The organism is Luteimonas qiangzhengi (genome assembly GCF_039548515.1).
Lineage (GTDB): Bacteria > Pseudomonadota > Gammaproteobacteria > Xanthomonadales > Xanthomonadaceae > Luteimonas.
This window is the reverse complement of sequence record NZ_JBCLVE010000012.1, coordinates 85,764-103,384: the sequence shown is the minus strand read 5'-3', so window position 1 is coordinate 103,384 and position 17,621 is coordinate 85,764. Positions and strand designations below refer to the sequence as shown.

At 65.8% G+C, this 17,621-nt stretch carries 13 protein-coding genes; 6 read left to right on the top strand and 7 right to left on the bottom strand.

Annotated features, from left to right (window positions below):
• Positions 1 to 18: 18 nt before the first annotated feature.
• Positions 19 to 768 carry a cell division protein ZipA gene (gene zipA, locus WCE59_RS10930; protein WP_343258800.1) on the bottom strand — a complete coding sequence of 250 codons (750 nt, stop codon included), beginning with the start codon at positions 766 to 768 and terminating at the stop codon, positions 19 to 21.
• Between the two features lie 82 nt (positions 769 to 850).
• Positions 851 to 4,354 (bottom strand): chromosome segregation protein SMC, encoded by a 3,504-nt coding sequence (gene smc, locus WCE59_RS10925; protein WP_343258799.1) that lies wholly within the window; start codon positions 4,352 to 4,354, stop codon positions 851 to 853.
• A 253-nt stretch (positions 4,355 to 4,607) separates the two neighbouring features.
• Between smc and WCE59_RS10920 the strand changes: the two genes are divergently transcribed.
• The gene (locus WCE59_RS10920) at positions 4,608 to 6,482 is read left to right on the top strand and encodes an ABC transporter ATP-binding protein (RefSeq protein ID WP_343258797.1); all 1,875 of its coding nucleotides are present in this window, start codon (positions 4,608 to 4,610) and stop codon (positions 6,480 to 6,482) included.
• Between the two features lie 171 nt (positions 6,483 to 6,653).
• Here WCE59_RS10920 and WCE59_RS10915 read toward each other — a convergent pair whose 3' ends face one another.
• Positions 6,654 to 7,229 carry a DUF488 domain-containing protein gene (locus WCE59_RS10915; RefSeq protein WP_343258796.1) on the bottom strand — a complete coding sequence of 192 codons (576 nt, stop codon included), beginning with the start codon at positions 7,227 to 7,229 and terminating at the stop codon, positions 6,654 to 6,656.
• A 32-nt stretch (positions 7,230 to 7,261) separates the two neighbouring features.
• On the opposite strand from WCE59_RS10915, the gene WCE59_RS10910 reads away from it, so the two are divergent.
• The 4 genes from WCE59_RS10910 (at position 7,262) to WCE59_RS10895 (ending at position 12,651) form a co-directional block, all read left to right on the top strand.
• Entirely contained in the window at positions 7,262 to 8,965 is a 1,704-nt protein-coding gene (locus tag WCE59_RS10910; RefSeq protein WP_343258795.1) for an ABC1 kinase family protein, read from the top strand.
• A gap of 94 nt (positions 8,966 to 9,059) precedes the next feature.
• Positions 9,060 to 9,860 (top strand): ferredoxin--NADP reductase, encoded by an 801-nt coding sequence (locus WCE59_RS10905; RefSeq protein WP_343258794.1) that lies wholly within the window; start codon positions 9,060 to 9,062, stop codon positions 9,858 to 9,860.
• A 72-nt stretch (positions 9,861 to 9,932) separates the two neighbouring features.
• Positions 9,933 to 10,355 (top strand): universal stress protein, encoded by a 423-nt coding sequence (locus tag WCE59_RS10900; protein ID WP_343258793.1) that lies wholly within the window; start codon positions 9,933 to 9,935, stop codon positions 10,353 to 10,355.
• A 103-nt stretch (positions 10,356 to 10,458) separates the two neighbouring features.
• Positions 10,459 to 12,651: a M3 family metallopeptidase gene (locus WCE59_RS10895; RefSeq protein ID WP_343258792.1), complete on the top strand. Its 2,193-nt coding sequence runs from the start codon at positions 10,459 to 10,461 to the stop codon at positions 12,649 to 12,651.
• Between the two features lie 73 nt (positions 12,652 to 12,724).
• Here the strand turns inward: WCE59_RS10895 and WCE59_RS10890 are convergent, their stop codons facing one another.
• The 4 genes from WCE59_RS10890 to WCE59_RS10875 all read right to left on the bottom strand — a co-directional run bounded on the left by WCE59_RS10890 (position 12,725) and on the right by WCE59_RS10875 (position 15,654).
• Positions 12,725 to 13,582, bottom strand: a complete 858-nt coding sequence (locus tag WCE59_RS10890; protein WP_343258791.1) for a DUF3298 and DUF4163 domain-containing protein — start codon at positions 13,580 to 13,582, stop codon at positions 12,725 to 12,727.
• A gap of 166 nt (positions 13,583 to 13,748) precedes the next feature.
• On the bottom strand, positions 13,749 to 13,958 hold the full coding sequence (locus tag WCE59_RS10885; RefSeq protein WP_343258790.1) for a cold-shock protein: 210 nt from the start codon (positions 13,956 to 13,958) through the stop codon (positions 13,749 to 13,751).
• 303 nt (positions 13,959 to 14,261) lie between these two features.
• The gene (locus WCE59_RS10880) at positions 14,262 to 14,948 is read right to left on the bottom strand and encodes a hypothetical protein (RefSeq protein ID WP_343258789.1); all 687 of its coding nucleotides are present in this window, start codon (positions 14,946 to 14,948) and stop codon (positions 14,262 to 14,264) included.
• Positions 14,949 to 15,042: 94 nt separating this feature from the next.
• Entirely contained in the window at positions 15,043 to 15,654 is a 612-nt protein-coding gene (locus tag WCE59_RS10875) for a rhomboid family intramembrane serine protease (RefSeq protein ID WP_343258852.1), read from the bottom strand.
• 156 nt (positions 15,655 to 15,810) lie between these two features.
• Between WCE59_RS10875 and WCE59_RS10870 the strand changes: the two genes are divergently transcribed.
• Positions 15,811 to 17,598, top strand: a complete 1,788-nt coding sequence (locus WCE59_RS10870; RefSeq protein ID WP_343258788.1) for a M14 family metallopeptidase — start codon at positions 15,811 to 15,813, stop codon at positions 17,596 to 17,598.
• Positions 17,599 to 17,621 lie beyond the last annotated feature (23 nt).

The following is a 17,621-nucleotide window of genomic DNA, read 5'->3' as shown; positions in this document are numbered from 1 at the left end:
AGCGGACTTGCCAAACGCCTACCAGCGCGGGCTGCGGGTGATGGGCGGTTCTTCCTGCTCGCGGTCGTAGGCGCGCAGCTCGTCGCGCAGATGTGACACGCGCTGGCGGCCCAGGGCATTGCGCTGCTCGTCCAGCAGCACGCCGTCCAGCAGCTCGGCCATGCGCTGCGCCGTGGGGTGCATGGCATCCCAGGCGTCCAGCGCTGATACCGGCGCCGGCAGGGTGAGGAAAAACGTGATTGCGGGCGTCTCCAGCTCCTGGATTTCGCCCATCTCAAAGCTCCCCGGCTTCTTGATGTTGGCCACGCTGAACACCGGGCCCATCTCGGGCCGGCCTTCCACCAGACGGTGGAACACGTTCATGTGCCCGTAGGTCAGTCCGGCCTTCTCCGCCGCCACCACGATATCGGGGCCGCGCAGCACCTGGCCCGCACGGGCGGCGATGTACAGCGTCACGATCTTGTCGAACTCGTTGCTGGCCCGCCGCCCGAGCTCGGCGTTGGGCGTGGCAGGGTCACCCACCGCATTGTCGAACTGCTCCATCTCGGCCTGGACCGTGGCGTCGGCCACGTCACTGCCGGCTTCGGAGAGCTCCTCTTCGATCTGCGCGCCAAGGGTCGGCTCCATCCGCTCGCCGTTGCGCTGCTCCGGGGCCACCCGGCGGCCCTGCGAGGTCTTGCGCGGCCGCGTGCCGTGATACCAGATGGCACCAAACAGGATGAGGCCAGCCACCACGATCGCGATTTGCATCAGCCTTACGTCTGACACGGAAATTCTCCTTCTGGAACAGTCACGTTCTGAAACATGCGCGAAAAACTGCGCAACAGGGTAACGCGGGATACCGGCCTAGTCAGGCGGCACCGACCAGGCGTGCAGCCTCTGCCAGATCCACCGACACCAGCCGGCTCACGCCGGGCTCACGCATGGTAACGCCGGACAGCTGCTGCGCGGCCTCCATCGTCGCCTTGTTGTGGGTGACGAACAGGAACTGCACCTTCTCGCTCATCTCGCTCACCATCGCCGTGAAGCGGCCCACGTTGGCCTCGTCCAGCGGCGCATCCACCTCGTCCAGCAGGCAGAACGGCGCCGGGTTGAGCTGGAAGATCGCAAACACCAGCGCCACCGCGGTCATCGCCTTCTCACCGCCGGACAGCAACGAGATGTTAGACACCCGCTTGCCCGGGGGCCGGGCCATGATCGCCACGCCGGTATCCAGCAGGTCTTCGCCGGTCAGCTCCAGGTAGGCGTGGCCGCCGCCGAACAGGCGCGGGTAGATTTCCTGCACGCCGGCATTGACCCGGTCGAAGGTGTCCTTGAAGCGTCCCCGGGTTTCACGGTCGATCTTGCGAATGGCGTCTTCCAGGGTCTCCAGCGCCGAGTTGAGATCGGCGTCCTGGGCGTCGAGGTATTCCTTGCGCTGGGCGGCTTCGGCGTGCTCGGAGATCGCGGCCAGGTTGACCGGCTCCAGCCGCCGCAGCTTGGCGTCAAAGTCGGTGACCATCTTTTCCCACTCGGCCGGCCGTGCGTCTTCGTCCAGCCCGGACAGCACCTGGTCCAGCTCGAAGCCGCCGGCAGCCACCTCGCCGGCCAGCTGTTCGGCCCGCACCACCAGGGCCTGCTGGTCAACGCGGCGCTGGGAAATCGTCTCGCGATGCGCCAATGACTGCTCGTCGCGCTGCTGGCGGATCTGTTCCAGCTCGCGCAGCTCATTCTCGATGCCCTGCAGCGCAGATCGCGCTTCATTCAGGGCCGCATCCACCACCACGCGCTGCTCCAGGGTGACCTGGCGCTGGGCTTCCAGCTCCTGCACCGGATCGCCCCCTTCGGCCAGCTGGGCGCTGATCTGGGCCAGGCGCGAGTCCAGCTGCCCACGCTGGCCGCCCATCCGGTCCAGTGCTTGGGTCAGGGCCAGCATCTGGGCGCGCTGGGATTCCAGGGTCAGCGCCAGGGCATGGGCCATTTCACCGGAGGAGCGCGCCGCCATGCGTGCGCTATCGCGCGCCTCGGTCAGCACGCGGCGCTCCGCTTCCAGCGCCTGGCGGGTGCTTTCCAGCTCGGCCATGCGCTCCACCAGGTCCTCGAGCCGCGCGCGCGAATCGCGTGCCTGCCCGGCGCTGGTATCGGTGGTTTCGGCCAGCTGGGCCAATTCCGCGTCGATCTTCTCGATCCGGCCGCGGGCCGAGTCCAGGCGTCCCTGCTGGCTCTGCAGCTGTCCGGCAAGCTCGGACACGCTGCGATGGGCCAGGTACAGCGCGCGCTGGGCCTCTTCGCGCTGCTGCTCGGCGGCCAGCAGCTGGCCGCGGCGGGCGGCGGTTTCCTCTTCAAGCTGCGCTTCACGCTCCTGCAGCTCTTCAATCCCTGCACGCAGGGACTGGATCTCGCGCTCACGTAGCAGCGCGCCCTGCTTGGCGGCGCCCGAGCGCAATACGCGCACCCAGCCGGCGCCGAGGCGCTCACCGCTGCGGGTGATGACGGAATCGCCCTCGCCCAACCCGGCCTGCAACTCGCGTGCTTCGGTCAGGTTTTCCGCCACGTGCAGGCGGGCCAGCAGGCGCCGGATGGCACGCGGCCCTTTCACTCTGGCTGCCAGTGACGTGGCCGGATATTGCCCATCGTCATCGGCTGCGGACACCAGGGCCAGGCGACCTTCGCCCAGATCGCCGAGCGCGCCTACCAGCGCTTCCGGCTGGTCCACCAGCACGCCTTCGATCAGCTGGCCCAGCGCGCTTTCAACCGCGTTCTCCCAGCCGCTTTCCACCTGCAGCCTCTCGCCGACGCGCACCGCCGAATCCAGCCCCTGCCGCTGCAGCCATTCCACCGCCGCGCCCTGCTCCTGCCCAAGGGCCGCGTGCTGCAGCGTTTCCAGCGAAGACAGGCGCCCGCGCTGTTCCTGCAGCCGCTTGCGCAGCTCCGACATTTCATTGTGGGCAGTGCGCTGGTCTTCCTGCAGGGTCAGCGCAGCCTGCTTGCGTGATTCAAGATCTGCAGTGAGGGTCTCCAGCGCGAGCTTCTGCTCTTCGTGCTGTTCGTCGACTTCGGCGAAGCGCCCGGCCAGCGCGTCCAGGTCCAGGCTCTCGCGCTCGGTGGCCAGCTGCTGGCGACGGCGGTCGGCATCCAGTGACTGCCGGTCCAGGTAGTCAACGCGGGTACGTTCCACATCGGCAGCGCGGGTCGCTTCGGCCACCTCGCGGCCATGCACGTCCCAACCCTGCTGCCATTCGATCAGGCCGCCTTCCGCCTCGCGCAGGATCTCCTGACGCTCGGCGTCTTCCTCGCGCAGATGCTCCAGTCGTGGCTCGGCCTCCAGGATCGATTCCTGCAGCGCTTCCAGCCGCTCCTGATCGGTACTGATGTGCTCGCCAATCTCGGCCAGCGCTTCCTGGGCCTCTTCGCGCGCCTTCACCAGCCGACCGGACAGCTCGCGCTGATGGGTGATCTGCTGCTCCACCCGCGCCAGGCTGCCGCCCACTTCGTACACCGCGGCCTGGGCCTGGCCCAATACCTCGGATGCCTCCTCGCGGCGCGCGCGATTGGTCTCGATCCGGCGCTCGGCGTCGCGCTGTTCGGCCACCAGCTGCTCCAGCCGGGTTTCCTCGCGGGCCAGGTCTTCGCGCATCCTGGTCAGGCGCTGGTCCAGCGCCCGGTATTCAAGCGCCTGCCATTCGGCATGGCGGTTCTTCCGATCGGTCTGGATAGCGGTGTACTGCTCGGCCTGGCGGGCCTGGCGGGCCAGGTGGTTGAGCTGTTTGCCAACCTCCTCCCGCAGGTCACTGAGCCGATCCAGGTTCTCGCGGGTATGGCGGATCCGGGTCTCGGTCTCCTTGCGCCGCTCCTTGTACTTGGAGATGCCGGCGGCCTCCTCCAGATACACGCGCAGGTCCTCGGGCCGGGCGTCGATGATCTGGCTGATCATGCCCTGCTCGATGATCGAGTAGCTGCGCGGCCCCAGGCCGGTACCAAGGAACAGATCGGTGATGTCACGGCGCCGGCAGCGGGTGCCGTTGAGGTAGTAGTTGCTCTGGCCGTCGCGGCTGACCAGCCGCTTCACCGAGATCTCGTTGAACGAGGCGTATTCGCCGGAAATCGTGTGGTCCGAGTTATCGAAGATCAGCTCAACGGTGGCCTGCGACACTGGCTTGCGGGCAGACGAGCCGGAGAAGATCACGTCAGTCAGCGAATCCCCACGCAGCCGGCTGGCGGTGCTCTCGCCCATGACCCAGCGCACGGCGTCGATGATGTTCGATTTGCCGCACCCGTTGGGGCCCACTACGCCGGTCATGTTGGTCGGCAGGTGCAACGTGGTCGGGTCAACGAATGACTTGAAGCCGGACAGCTTGATGGTGGACAGGCGCATGCGGCGGTCGGATGCCTCGGCGACGACCGGCGATGCCGGATGCCGCACTCATGAAAGGAAAGGGATGAACAATCCCACGCAAGTTGCTGATTGGTAAAGCTATCGCGCAAGGTCAATTTTGCGCCACCCTGCAGTATAGCGGCCTGTCGCGCCTGTAGTCAGCGCGTCCCCGCAAGCCGGGACGACCACAAAGTCGCAGAGTCCATTGCGAACGTGGCCCAGCGCGCGACGCCGGTTCAGGCACAATCGCCCGATGTCCAGACCCGCCCCCACCGCGGCATCAGGCCGCCAAGCCAACCCCACCCTGCGCGAGCGCTTCAAGGCGATGCGCAACGTGCCACCGTTCCTGCGACAGATCTGGGCCGCCAGCCCGGCGCTGAGCATCACCAGCCTGGGCCTGCGCCTGGTGCGGGCGTTCCTGCCGATCATGATGCTCTACATCGGCAAGCTGATCATCGACGAGGCGGTGCGCCTGGTCGGGCTGGGCGTGGCGTTCGACTCGCTGGGAGACGCGTGGCGCAGCGGACTGCTGCAGCCGCTGCTGTGGCTGCTGGTGGCGGAGTTTGCGCTGGCGATCCTGTCCGACCTGATCGGGCGGATGGTCAGCTATGCCGAGTCGCTGCTGTCGGAGCTGTTCACCAACGCCACCAGCATCCGCCTGATGGAACACGCGGCCACGCTGGACCTGGAGGACTTCGAGGATCCTGAGCTGCAGGACAAGCTGGACCGCGCCCGCCGCCAGACCATGGGGCGCAGCAATCTGATGACCCAGCTGTTCGGCCAGCTGCAGGACGCGATCACCGTGGTCAGCTTCGCCGTCGGCCTGCTGGTGTACGCGCCGTGGCTGATTCTGCTGCTGGCAGTGGCGCTGATCCCGGCCTTCATCGGCGAGTCCCACTTCAACGCACTGGGCTATTCGCTCAATTTCCAGTGGACGCCCGAACGCCGCCAGCTGGAGTACGTGCGCCAGACCGGGGCCAGCGTTGAAAGCGCCAAGGAAGTCAAGATTTTCAACCTCCACCGGTTCCTGGTGGAGCGCTACCGGACGCTGGCCGACGCCTTCTACAAGGCCAACCGCGCCCTCGCCCGCCGGCGCGCATTCTGGGGCACGCTGCTGGCCGCGCTGGGCACGCTGGGCTACTACGTGGCCTATGCCTACATAGCCTGGCGCACGGTGCGCGGCGATTTCACCATCGGCGACCTGACCTTCCTGGCCGGCAGCTTCCGGCGCCTGCGCCAGCTGCTGGAAGGGCTGCTGGTGGGCTTCTCCCAGGTGGCCAGCCAGGCGCTGTATCTGGACGACCTGTTCTCGTTCTACGCGATCGAACCGGAGATCCGTTCGCCGGAGAATCCGATGCCGTTCCCGAAGCCGGTCAAGGACGGCTTTGTGTTCGAAAACGTGGGCTTCCGCTATCCGGATCAGGAGCGCTGGGCGCTGCGGAATCTCGATTTCGAGCTGCGGGCGGGCGAGGTGCTGGCGCTGGTGGGCGAGAACGGCGCCGGCAAGACCACGCTGGTGAAGCTGCTGGCGCGCCTGTACGACCCGGACGAAGGCCGGATCCTGCTCGACGGCCGCGACCTGCGCGAGTACGACCTGGACGAGGTGCGCGCGAACATCGGGGTAATCTTCCAGGACTTCGTGCGCTATCACCTCACCGCCGGCGAGAACATCGGCGTGGGTCAGATCGACGCAATGGACGACCAGGCGCGCATCCGCGAGGCGGCGCGTCGGGCGATGGCGGACGAGGTAGTGGAGGAGCTGCCGGGCGGCTACGACCAGCTGATCGGGCGGCGCTTTCGCACCGGCGTGGATCTTTCAGGCGGACAGTGGCAGAAGATCGCGATTGCCCGCGCCTACATGCGCGATGCGCAGGTGATGATCCTGGACGAGCCCACGGCGGCGCTGGATGCGCGCAGCGAGTTCGAGGTGTTCCAGCGCTTCAAGGAGCTATCCGACCAGCGCACGGCGGTGCTGATTTCGCACCGCTTCTCCAGCGTGCGCATGGCCGACCGGATCCTGGTGATGGAACAGGGCCGGGTGGAAGCCGCCGGCACCCACGAGGAACTGATGGCCCAAGGTGGCCGCTACGCCGAGCTGTTCGAACTCCAGGCCGCCGGCTACCGCTGATTACCGCGAGTTCCCCTCCCTGTAGGAGCGCGCCATGCGCGCGAAGCCGCGTGACTTTTGATTCTTCAGGCGAGCGGATCCTGCACGGGCGGGCCGACGGGACGGCCCTCAGCCATCGTGGCTAGCGCTCCATGATTTGAGTTCACGCGGCTTCGCGCGCATGGCGCGCTCCTACTGGAACAGTTCGCCCTGGTCGTCGGCGGGTGCCGAGTAGTCGAGTTTGCCGTTGACGATCCTTGCGGCCGGTGTCCAGGGATGTTCCTGGCTGCGGCCAGGGGCCATGAGGTGGATCACGCGCCAGCCACGTACCTTGAAGTCATCTGAAATCAGGCTGCGATGGCAGCGCCACCACGGAGCTTCCGCGCACATCACGGCGGACCGCTGCTCACCTGCCAACGCCATCAGGCGCTCCCGTCCCCGGGCAAATTCCGGCGTATCCATGTAGTCGGCATAACCGCGGAAGCTGGTGTTGCGCCAGGCCGTGTGCGGCGAATCGGGGCGCACCGGCCGCCGCCCCCCGAGCTCGGTCATGGGAACGTAATCAATCCCCGCCTCCGGCAGGCTGACAGCCAGCGATTCGGCCGAGAACTGCGGGTTGCGTCGCGAGCCTGGAAACCGGCGCACATCGGCCAGCCGCGTCACCCCTGCCTCGCGCAGCATCGCGACCAGTTCGTCCAGTGGGCGGGTCGAATGGCCAATACTCCACAAAGTCGACACATCCGCCCCGGCATGCTCTCGCTCATTCATCCATCCATGATCGACCAAGGGGAGTCAACGGCATGTCCAGCCAAGCGAATCCGGAATCGCACCAGCCAGCAGGCGGCATCGCCCGCAAGGCGCAGATCCTCGGTTTCCTGCTCAAGTACCGCAACGCCGGCGTGTTCTCGTTTGAACTGGACGAGGGCGCGCTGGACGTGGAGCTGCCGAAAGACTCCTCCGGCGACCAGCCCGAGCAGTTCGTCAACGACCTGGAGGCGCTGGGCCCGACCTTCGTCAAGATCGGCCAGTGGCTGTCCACCCGTCCCGACATGGTGCCGCCCGAATACCTGACGGCGCTGGAACGGATGCAGGACGACGTGGCGCCGGAATCCTGGCAGGCCATCCACGCCGTGATCGAGCAGGAACTGGGCATGCGCCCGGAGCGCGTGTTTGCCAGCATCGACGAGACCCCGTTGGGCTGTGCCTCGCTGGCCCAGGTACACCGGGCCACGCTGCGCGATGGCCGCGAAGTGGCGCTGAAGGTGCAGCGACCGGATATCGAATCACTCATCCGCGAAGACCTCGCCCTGCTGGCCGGATTGGCCGAGCGCGTCGACAAGATGACCGACCTGGGTCGCCGCCTGCACTTCGCTGACTGGGTGGGCGAATTCCGCCGCGCCCTGCTGGCCGAACTCGACTACCGGGTGGAAGCGCAGAACCTCGACCGCTTCGACACCCATTTCGAAAAATATCCGCAGGTGTTCGTGCCCAAGCCTGTCTGGGATCTCACCCGCCCGCGCCTGCTGACCATGGAACTGGTGCGCGGCACCAAGGCGACCGATATTTCCGGGCTGCGTCGCACCGAGCAGGACCTGGGCGAGCTGGCCGCGGTGCTGATGCGCGCCTACCTTGACCAGGTGTTCGTGCACGGCGAAATCCACGCCGATCCGCATCCGGGCAACCTGCTGGTGACCGATGACGGCCGCCTGGCCCTGTTCGACCTGGGCATGGTGGCGCACGTGCCGCCGCGCCAGCGCGACCGGCTGCTGAAGCTGCTGTTCGCCGCCGTGGATGGACGCGGCGAAGAAGCCGCCGCCGAGGCGATTGCCATGGGCACCCGGCTGGAGGACTTCGACGAACCGCGCTACGTGCGCGAGGTGTCGCAGCTGGTGGCGCGCTATGCGACCAACGTGAGCGGAGCGTCCATGTCCGAGGGCCGGCTGGTGCTGGACCTGGTGCGCATGTCCACGGTCTGCGGGCTGCGCACCCAGCCGGAGTTGAGCCTGCTCGGCAAGGCACTGCTGCATCTGGAGCAGGTGGCCAAGGCGCTGGATCCGGAGCTCGACGTGAAGCAGGTGGTGGAAAGCCACTTGCAGAGCGTGATGAGCGCGCGCCTGCGCAAGTCGTTCTCCCCGGCCAATCTGGCCAGCGAGGCGATGGAACTGCAGGCGCTGGTGCGCGAGGCGCCGCGCAAGGTCGGCGATGTCCTTTCCCTGCTCGCCGACAACCGCATGCAGGTGCGGGTTGCCGGACTGGAGGAATCGCACCTGCTGGAAAGCCTGCACAAGATCGCCAACCGCATCACCGCCGGGCTGGTGACGGCCGCACTGATCGTCGGCGCGGCGCTGATGATGGGCGTGCAAGGTGGTCCGCGACTGTTCGGCTACCCCGCCATCGCCCTGGGGCTGTTCACCGTGGCGGCGGGCATCGGGCTGGCAATCGTGATCCGCACCCTGGCCAGCGACCGCAAGCCCCGTCCCCGGGAGGAAAGCGCCCCGCGCTGAGGCGCTTGGCCCCGGCGCGTACAGGCTGGCGCAAGGCCTGGCGCGGGATGAACAGGTAGAATGGAAGGCCCCCCGCGTCATAAACAGAACGAAAATGAGTTCCGCTTTTGGCACCGAGACCGTGCTCGACGTCCGTCACTGGACCGACGACTACTTCAGCTTCACCACCACCCGCGACGATGGCTTCCGCTTCGACAACGGCCAGTTCGTCATGCTCGGCCTGCGCCAGGAAGAAGGCGCCAAGCCGCTCATGCGCGCCTACTCGATCGCCAGCGCCAACTGGGAGGAGCAGCTGGAGTTCTTCAGCATCAAGGTGCCCGACGGCCCGCTGACTTCCAGACTCAAGGACATCAAGCCGGGCGATCAGATCATGCTCAGCCGCAAGCCCACCGGCACGCTGCTGATCCATGACCTGCACCCGGGCCGCAACCTGTACCTGATCGGCACCGGCACCGGCCTGGCGCCGTATCTGTCGGTGATCAAGGACCCGGAGACCTACGAGCGTTTCGAGCGCGTGATCCTCTGCCACGGCGTGCGCCACGCCAGCGACCTGGCGTACTCGGAGTACATCCGCAACGCGCTGCCCCGACACGAGCTCCTTGGCGACGTGATCAGCGAGAAGCTGCATTACTTCCCGGCAGTGACCCGGGAAGAATTCCAGTTCAACGGACACGACCACCGTGGACGCCTGACCGCCCACATGGACAGCGGACAGATGATGGAGATCCTCGGCCTTGAGCCGCTGGACGCGAAGCATGATCGGGCAATGATCTGCGGCAGTCCGCAGGTGCTGGCCGATGTACGCAGCCTGCTGGACGCGCGCGGCTTCACTCCGGCGCCGCGCATCGGCACGCCCGGCGAGTATGTGTTCGAGCGCGCGTTCGTCGAAAAGTAGGCTGCACCGCGACCACCGGCCGCTATAATCCGCGTTGTCCGGCCATGCGCCGCTGCCTTAGGGGTTCCCTCAATGAAGATCCTGGTTGCCGTTGACGGCAGCGACATCAGCATGCGCGCCGTGAAGTTCGTGGTCGCCATGAACCGCAAGCTGACCAAGCCCGCGCGGGTGACCCTGATGGCCGTGGATCCGCCGCCCTTCCCGGGCGTGGAAACCCGTCTGGGCAGCAAGGCGGTCCGGCAGATGCATGAGGAAACCCTGGAGTCGATGCTCAAGGACGCGCGGCGCTCGCTGTCGCGGGCCAAGCTGGAACTCACCGAGCGCGCCGAGATTGGCGAGATCGCCGCAACCATCCTCAAGGTGGCGGAGAAGGATCGCATTGACCTCATCGTGCTCGGCTCGCACGGCCGCGGTGCGGTCAAGGGCATGCTGCTCGGGTCGGTGTCGAGCAAGGTCCTGGCCCAGTCCGGAATCCCGGTCACCATCGTTCGCTGAATCTCCCGGCAGCTGTCCAAACACCCGTGCCATAGGTCACGGGGCAGCATTTCTGCGTCTGCGGTAAAATCAAGGGCTTGTCAACGAGCAGGATCCGCAGCACATGAAGAAGACCGGTCTTACCCTGGCGCTTGCCGCCGCCCTCGGAATGGGCGTCAGCGCCTGCAGCACCGACAGCCCTGTTGCCGGCGAAGTCGGCGAGACCAGCGAGCAGGTCATGCCCTTCACCCAGGACAACCCGTTCGCCGCTCCCAGCGAGCTGCCCCTGCAGTACCCCGCCTTTGACCAGATCAAGGACGAGCACTTCGCCCCGGCATTCGAAGCCGGCATGGCCGAGGCGCTGGCCGAGATCGACGCGATCACCAGCAACGCCGAAGAGCCCACCTTCGAAAACACCATCCTGGCCATGGAGCGCTCGGGCGAGACCCTGAGCCGCGCCCTGCGCGTGTTCTACAACCTGGTCGGCACCGACACCAACGACACCCGCCGCCAGCTGCAGGCCGACTACTCGGCCAAGTTCGCCGCCCACAGCGACGCGATCTCGCTCAACCCGGCGCTGTTCGAGCGCATCGACACCCTGTACAACCAGCGCGATTCGCTGGGCCTGGACGCCGAGGGCGTGCGCCTGATCGAGCGTTACCACACCAGCTTCGTCCGCTCCGGTGCCGCCCTGTCGGAAGACCAGAAGGCGCGGATGAAGGAAATCAACGCCGAAGCCGCCAACCTGGGCACCCAGTTCAGCCAGAACGTGCTGGCCGAGGTCAACGACTCGGCGGTCATCGTCGACACCCGCGAAGAGCTGGCAGGCCTGACCGAAGCCCAGATCAGCGCCGCTGCCGACGCCGCTACCGAGCGTGGCCACGAAGGCAAGTACGTCATCACCCTGCTCAACACCACCGGCCAGCCGCCGCTGCCGCAGCTGGACAACCGCGAACTGCGCCAGCGCATCCACGAGGCCTCGGTGGTCCGTGGCGCGCGTGGCAACGAGTGGGACAACCGCGAGATCATCTCGCGCGTGGTCAACCTGCGCGACGAGCGCGCGAAGATGCTGGGCTTTGACAGCCACGCCAGCTACGTGCTCGCCGACTCCACCGCCGGCACGCCGGAAGCGGTCAACGAAATGCTTGGCCAGCTGGCCCCCGCGGCAGTTGCCAACGCCAAGCGCGAGGCTGAGAAGCTGCAGGCCATGATCGATCAGGAGCAGGCCGCCAAGGGCGAGCCGAGCTTCCAGCTCGAGCCGTGGGACTGGGCCTATTACACCGAGAAGGTGCGCCAGGCCGAGTACGACTTCGACGAGTCGCAGCTCAAGCCCTACCTGGAAATGATGAACGTGCTCGAGAACGGCGTGCTCTACGCTGCCACCGAGCTGTACGGCATCACCTTCAAGGCACGCACCGACCTGCCGAAGTACCACGCGGACACCTGGATCTATGACGTGTTCGACAAGGACGGCTCGCAGCTGGCGATCTTCATCTTCGACCCGTATGCACGTGCGTCCAAGCGTGGCGGTGCGTGGATGAACTCGTACGTGTCGCAGTCGCACATGATGGACACCAAGCCGGTGGTGGCCAACCACCAGAACATCACCAAGCCGGCCGGCGACGAGCCGACCCTGCTGACCTGGGACGAAGTGACCACCATGTTCCACGAGTTCGGCCATGCGCTGCACGGCATGTTCTCGGACGTGGAATACCCCTACTTCAGCGGCACCGCGGTTCCGCGTGACTTCGTGGAATTCCCGTCACAGGTGAACGAGATGTGGGCAGACTGGCCGTCGATCCTGGCCAATTACGCCAAGCATCACGAAACCGGCGAGGCGATGCCGCAGGAGCTGCTGGACAAGGTGGTTGCGACCGCCAAGTTCAACCAGGGCTTCGCCACCACCGAGTACCTGGGCGCGGCCATGCTTGACCAGCGCCTGCACCAGGCCGCCACGGACGACATCCCGACCGCGGACGAAGTGGTCGAGTTCGAGGCTGCCGCGCTGGCTGCCGACGGCATCGACTTCGCTGCCGTGCCGCCGCGCTACAAGCTGCCCTACTTCAGCCACATCATGGGCGGCTACTCGGCGGGCTACTACGCCTACATCTGGTCCGAGGTGCTGGACGCCAACACCGTGAACTGGATCGAAGAGAACGGCGGCCTGACCCGCGAGAACGGCGACCGCTTCCGCGCCACCCTGCTCTCGCAGGGCGGCAGCAAGCCGGCGCTGGAGCTGTTCCACGCGTTCTCCGGCGCCGAGCCGGACATCCAGCCGCTGCTGGAGCGTCGTGGCCTGGTTGATCCGGCCAACTGATCCAACCAGTACTGCTGCAACACGAACCGCCCGGAGAGATCCGGGCGGTTTTTTTTGGTCCGTCGTGCGCCTGTCAAACCCGGTCGGGCGCGAACAGCTTCTGCCAGGGTTCGGCAACGTAGGGCCGCAGGATTTCGGCCGGCACCACGACAGTCTGCACCCCGTCCGAATAGGGCCCGACCTGATACGGCGGAAACACGAAACGTAATGCCTCGATGCCACCACGGGCGTCCATCACCGGCTCGAAGTTGGCGAAATTCTCCGGGTCCGGGCCGGAGCCCTCGTTGATCATCCTGGTCGATGAGCCCAGCAGTCGGCGGCGCTCATCCGGCTCCAGTGTTTCCGCATCCATGCGCTGGAGCATCTGTGCATGCAGCTGCTCACGCACGTATTCCGAAATCGCTTCCCAGCCGCCTGCATCGCTCATCAGCTCAGCGGCGGTCAGCATCTGTTCCTGCCGCGGCAGCCAGACATAGCGCGCGATCAGCGGGTTGCCATGGGCACCCCCGGTATAGCTGCTGCCATCCGCGGCCACCGCAACAACCTCCGCGGTCTCGGTCAGCAGGGAGAAATCAAGCACCAGATCATATGGCGCTGTGGGGCGCCCCTCGCCCAGACTGGCCACCGCTTCGTCAAGATCGGCGCGTGCCGCATCCGCGAACGCGGCAAGTTCCATAGCCAAGCCGGGATAACGGCGGGCTTCGGGGGGAAAGCTGATCCCCACCAGGTAGCGTGGATCGCGCTCCATCACGTCTTCAAGCGCGGCGGACGTGGCAGGAGTGTCGGCGATCTGGGCAGGTTCGCGCCCTTCGCCAACATCCACGACAGCGCCAGCAGGCGCCCGTTCCGGCTCATCACGTCCACACCCTGCAAGCGCCAGCGTTGTTGCCAGCGCGATGGCCAGGTGCGCCGGCCAGCGTCCCGTCCTCATCTGTGTACTCCCCTTTATTGCTGATACGTGTATGACAGGCAGAATAGGACCGCCCGTGTGATGGCACGATGCAGTCCGGTGTCTTGTGAAGATTTCGGACAGGAATTACGGGCAAAAGAAAACCCGGCCGAAGCCGGGTTTCCAGGGATACGCAGTTAAGCTGGAATCAAACCGGCTCGACTTCGTCAGCCTGCAGGCCCTTCTGGCCCTGCACGACCTTGAAGGTCACCTGCTGGCCTTCCTGCAGCGACTTGAAGCCGGTGCCCTGGATGGAACGGAAGTGAACGAAAACGTCCTGGCCGTTTTCCGGGGTGATGAAGCCGAAGCCCTTGGCATCGTTGAACCACTTGACGGTGCCGCTCTGACGCTCTGACATGTTGCTACTCCTTGGGTACTACAGTTTTGTTGATGTATACACGGCCCGCTATGCGGTGCCGCGACTGTCGAGCAAGGGGTAACGCGAAAGCGATGGAGCGGATCGTCCCGACCGGCCGGAGCCAACCGTAAAACTTCTAGATCTACCGCATCGGAGCCACGATGTACCGTGATCCCGGCTTTGAACAGTGAGCGCACAATACCCTACTTTTTCCCGAAAGTGTGAATGGGATGTGCTGCACTGCCGCATGCCCTGCGGGCTCCATCCGGAGCCCCTCCGGCAGGCAGTTCAGTCGCCAGGAACCTAGCTGTCGCGCTTGCCCTGGGTGATGCGGTCGCGGGTCGAAACACTGCCCTGGATGGCCGGAATGCGGGCTTCCCCTGCGTGGAGATCTTTCGCCCGGCGCGCGGCGGCTTCGCTCTGGAAACCATCGGTTGCCACCTGCCCGGAATGGCTGCCGGCCTCCTGCCAGGGCTTGGGCTGGCGCGCTGCCTCCTGCTTGGCCTTGAGCACCTTGCGAGTGCTGCGCAGCGCCTGTTTCGCGGTGACTTTTTTGGCTGCTTTTTTGGCCGTCTTTGTAGCCGGCGACTTTGCGGCCACCTTCTTCGTAGCAGCCTTCTTTGTGGCTGTCTTTGCAGTTTTGCGGGCGGCAGTGGCGGCTTCCTTTGCCGCCGCACGCTCGTCCTTTTTTGCCTGGGTCAGCTGCGTCTCAAACCGCTTGAGGATATCGGCAAGGATTTCCGCCTTGTCCGCGCTGCGCTGGTTGGCCGCACCGCTGGTGCCGCGCTTGCTGCCGGTCTGCTGGCGCGAAGCCAGCTTCTGTCGGCGGACCAGGTCCCTGGCGCGGTCCCGGACATCGCGCGCGCGGGTGATCCGGCTTTCCAGCTGGCTGACGCTGAACTTGCGGATCGGGTTATGTCGGCTGTCGTCGTAGAGCTGCATTTCCCCTTTGTTGAGCAGGGTGACCGCTTTCGCACGAGTGATCTGCATCGTTCCTCCAATAGCTTCTGATCAGGGCCTGCGTACAGGCACCTGCATGGAGTAGCACAGGCTTTCTGCAGACGACGTGATCAGGGCAGGAAGATCAGGGATTCAGCAGGCGGCTGACGAAACTGGTGGCCACCTCCGGCTCCAGCATCACGGTAAACAGCATGCCGTAGGCCGCTCCCCACAGGTGGGCACTGTGATTCACGTTGCCCCCGCCCTGACGATCCATCCAGATGCTGTAACCGATATAGAACCCGCCAAACACGAACGCCGGGATCCCGATTGGAATCGGCATGATGTAGATCCGGTTCCACGGCTCCAGCAGGATGAACGCAAACAGCACCGCCGACACCGCGCCCGACGCACCGAGGCTGCGGTAGCTCGCGTCCTTCTGGTGCTTGAGATAAGTCGGCATGATCGCCACCACGATGGCCGACAGGTAGAAGGCCAGGTAGCCCAGCGGCCCGATCCGCATGGAGAAAAACATCTCCATCGCCCTGCCGAAAAAGAACAGCGTGAACATGTTGAACACCAGGTGCATCCAGTCGGCATGGATGAAGCCGTGGGTCAGCAGGCGTTCGTACTGGTTGTTGCGCGTGATCGCCGGCGGCCACAGGATCAGCCGCGCAAGCAGCTTGTGGTCACTGAAAGCGCGCCATGAGACGAGCACGGTGAGGCCGATGATGATGTAGGTGACGATCGATTCCATGGGTTGCCCGCTGCTGCCGCGCTCCTGCGCGAGCGGGGATCGTGCAATGAACATGCGCGCAAGTCCACGACTGAAGGCACCCGTGCCTTGGCGGCTGGTGGCGGCCGGCCGCAAACAGGCATCATTGCCCGTCCCGGTTTTGCTGTTCCTATGCCGATGTCCAATTTGAAGCGGCCCCTCGTGGCCTGTCTTGCCCTGCTCTTCTCCCTGGCCGCTGCGCCGGTCTTCGCTGGCCCACAGTCCACCCCGCTGACCACCCATGCCGAGCGCTCCGGCTACGCTGAAACCGGTCGCTACGACGAGGTGATTGCCCTGTGCGAAGCCTTCGCCGGCGCCCATCCTGATGCAGTGCGCTGCTTCGATTACGGCACCAGCCCCGAGGGCCGCCCGATGAAGGCGCTGGCTGTCACCCGCAGCGGCGCGCTCGAGCCAGCCCAGGCCCGTGAGCGCAACCTGCCGGTGTTGTTGATCCAGGGCGGCATCCATCCCGGCGAAGCCGACGGCAAGGACGCCGGCTTCCTCGCCCTGCGCGAGATCCTGGCCGACGAAGCGGCCACCGGCAGCCTGGACAATCTGGTCATGCTGTTCGTCCCGGTCTTCAACGTGGACGGCCATGAGCGATTTGAAGCCTGGAATCGCCCCAATCAGCGCGGACCGCGCGAATCCGGCTGGCGCGCCACGGCGCAGAACCTCAACCTCAACCGCGATTACGCCAAAGCCGAGTCTCCTGAGATGCAGGCCATGCTGCGCCTGATCGAGGCCTGGGATCCGCTGCTGCAGGTGGATCTGCACGCCACCAACGGCGCCCAGTTCGAACATGACATCGCGATCCAGATGGAACCGCTCCACGCCGGTGACGATGCCCTGCGCGACATCGGCCGCATGTTCCGCGACGGAGTCATCGACAACCTGACCGCCCAGGGGTCGCTGCCCCTGCCGTTCTATCCGTCGCTGGCCGAGTATGACAACCCGGCCTCGGGCTTCGTCGCCAACGTCTATCCGCCACGTTTTTCAACCGGCTATTTCTGGCTGCGCAACCGTTTTTCCATGCTGGTCGAAACACACTCGTGGAAGGAATATCCGGTACGCGTGGCGCTGACCCGCAATCTGATTGTCTCGGTGCTCGAGCACCTGGGCGAACACGGCCGCGAGTGGCTGCACGCAGCCCAGGCCGCCGATGCACGGGCTGCCGCACTGGGTGGGCAGCCGGTCGCGCTGGAATACGAAGCGACCGAGGCGTCACGCAGCATCGATTTCCGCGGCTACGCCTGGACCCGCGAGGCCTCCGCAATCTCCGGAGCGCTGGCCACCCGCTACGACGAAACCACGCCGCAGGTCTGGCAGGTACCGCTGCGCGACGAGCTGGTGCCCGCCCGCACCGTGGATGCGCCCCGCGGCGGCTACGTGGTGCCCGCTGCCCATGCCAGCTGGGTGGGTGCGCACCTGGCGCTGCACGGCATCCAATTCACTGTGCTCAATGAAGCCCTTCCACACGCGCAGCTGGAAACATTTCGCTCCAAGGAATGGACCTTTGCAGCCGGCTCCATGGAAGGCCGCCAGCGCCTGACCGTGCAGGGCCAGTGGCAGCCTGAATCGCGTGATGTGCCCGCCGGCAGCCTGTTCGTGCCCATTGCCCAGCCAGGCGCGCGCCTGGTGATGGCGCTGCTGGAGCCACAGGCCGCCGACTCGCACGCTGCCTGGGGACGGTTCAACAACCATTTCGAGCGCAAGGAATACATGGAAGCCTACGTGGCCGAGGAAATCGCACAGCAGCTGCTCGCGGCCGACCCTGCCCTGCGCGAAGCGTTTGAACAGCGGCTGCGCGATGACCCGGAATTCGCCGACAGCCCGCGTGCGCGCCTGGACTATTTCTACCGCCGCCACAGCGCCTGGGACGAGCGTCTGGGCCTGTATCCGGTGTATCGGGCCGATTGGCAGCCATGAGCCAGCTGGTCGCGGCACTCCCT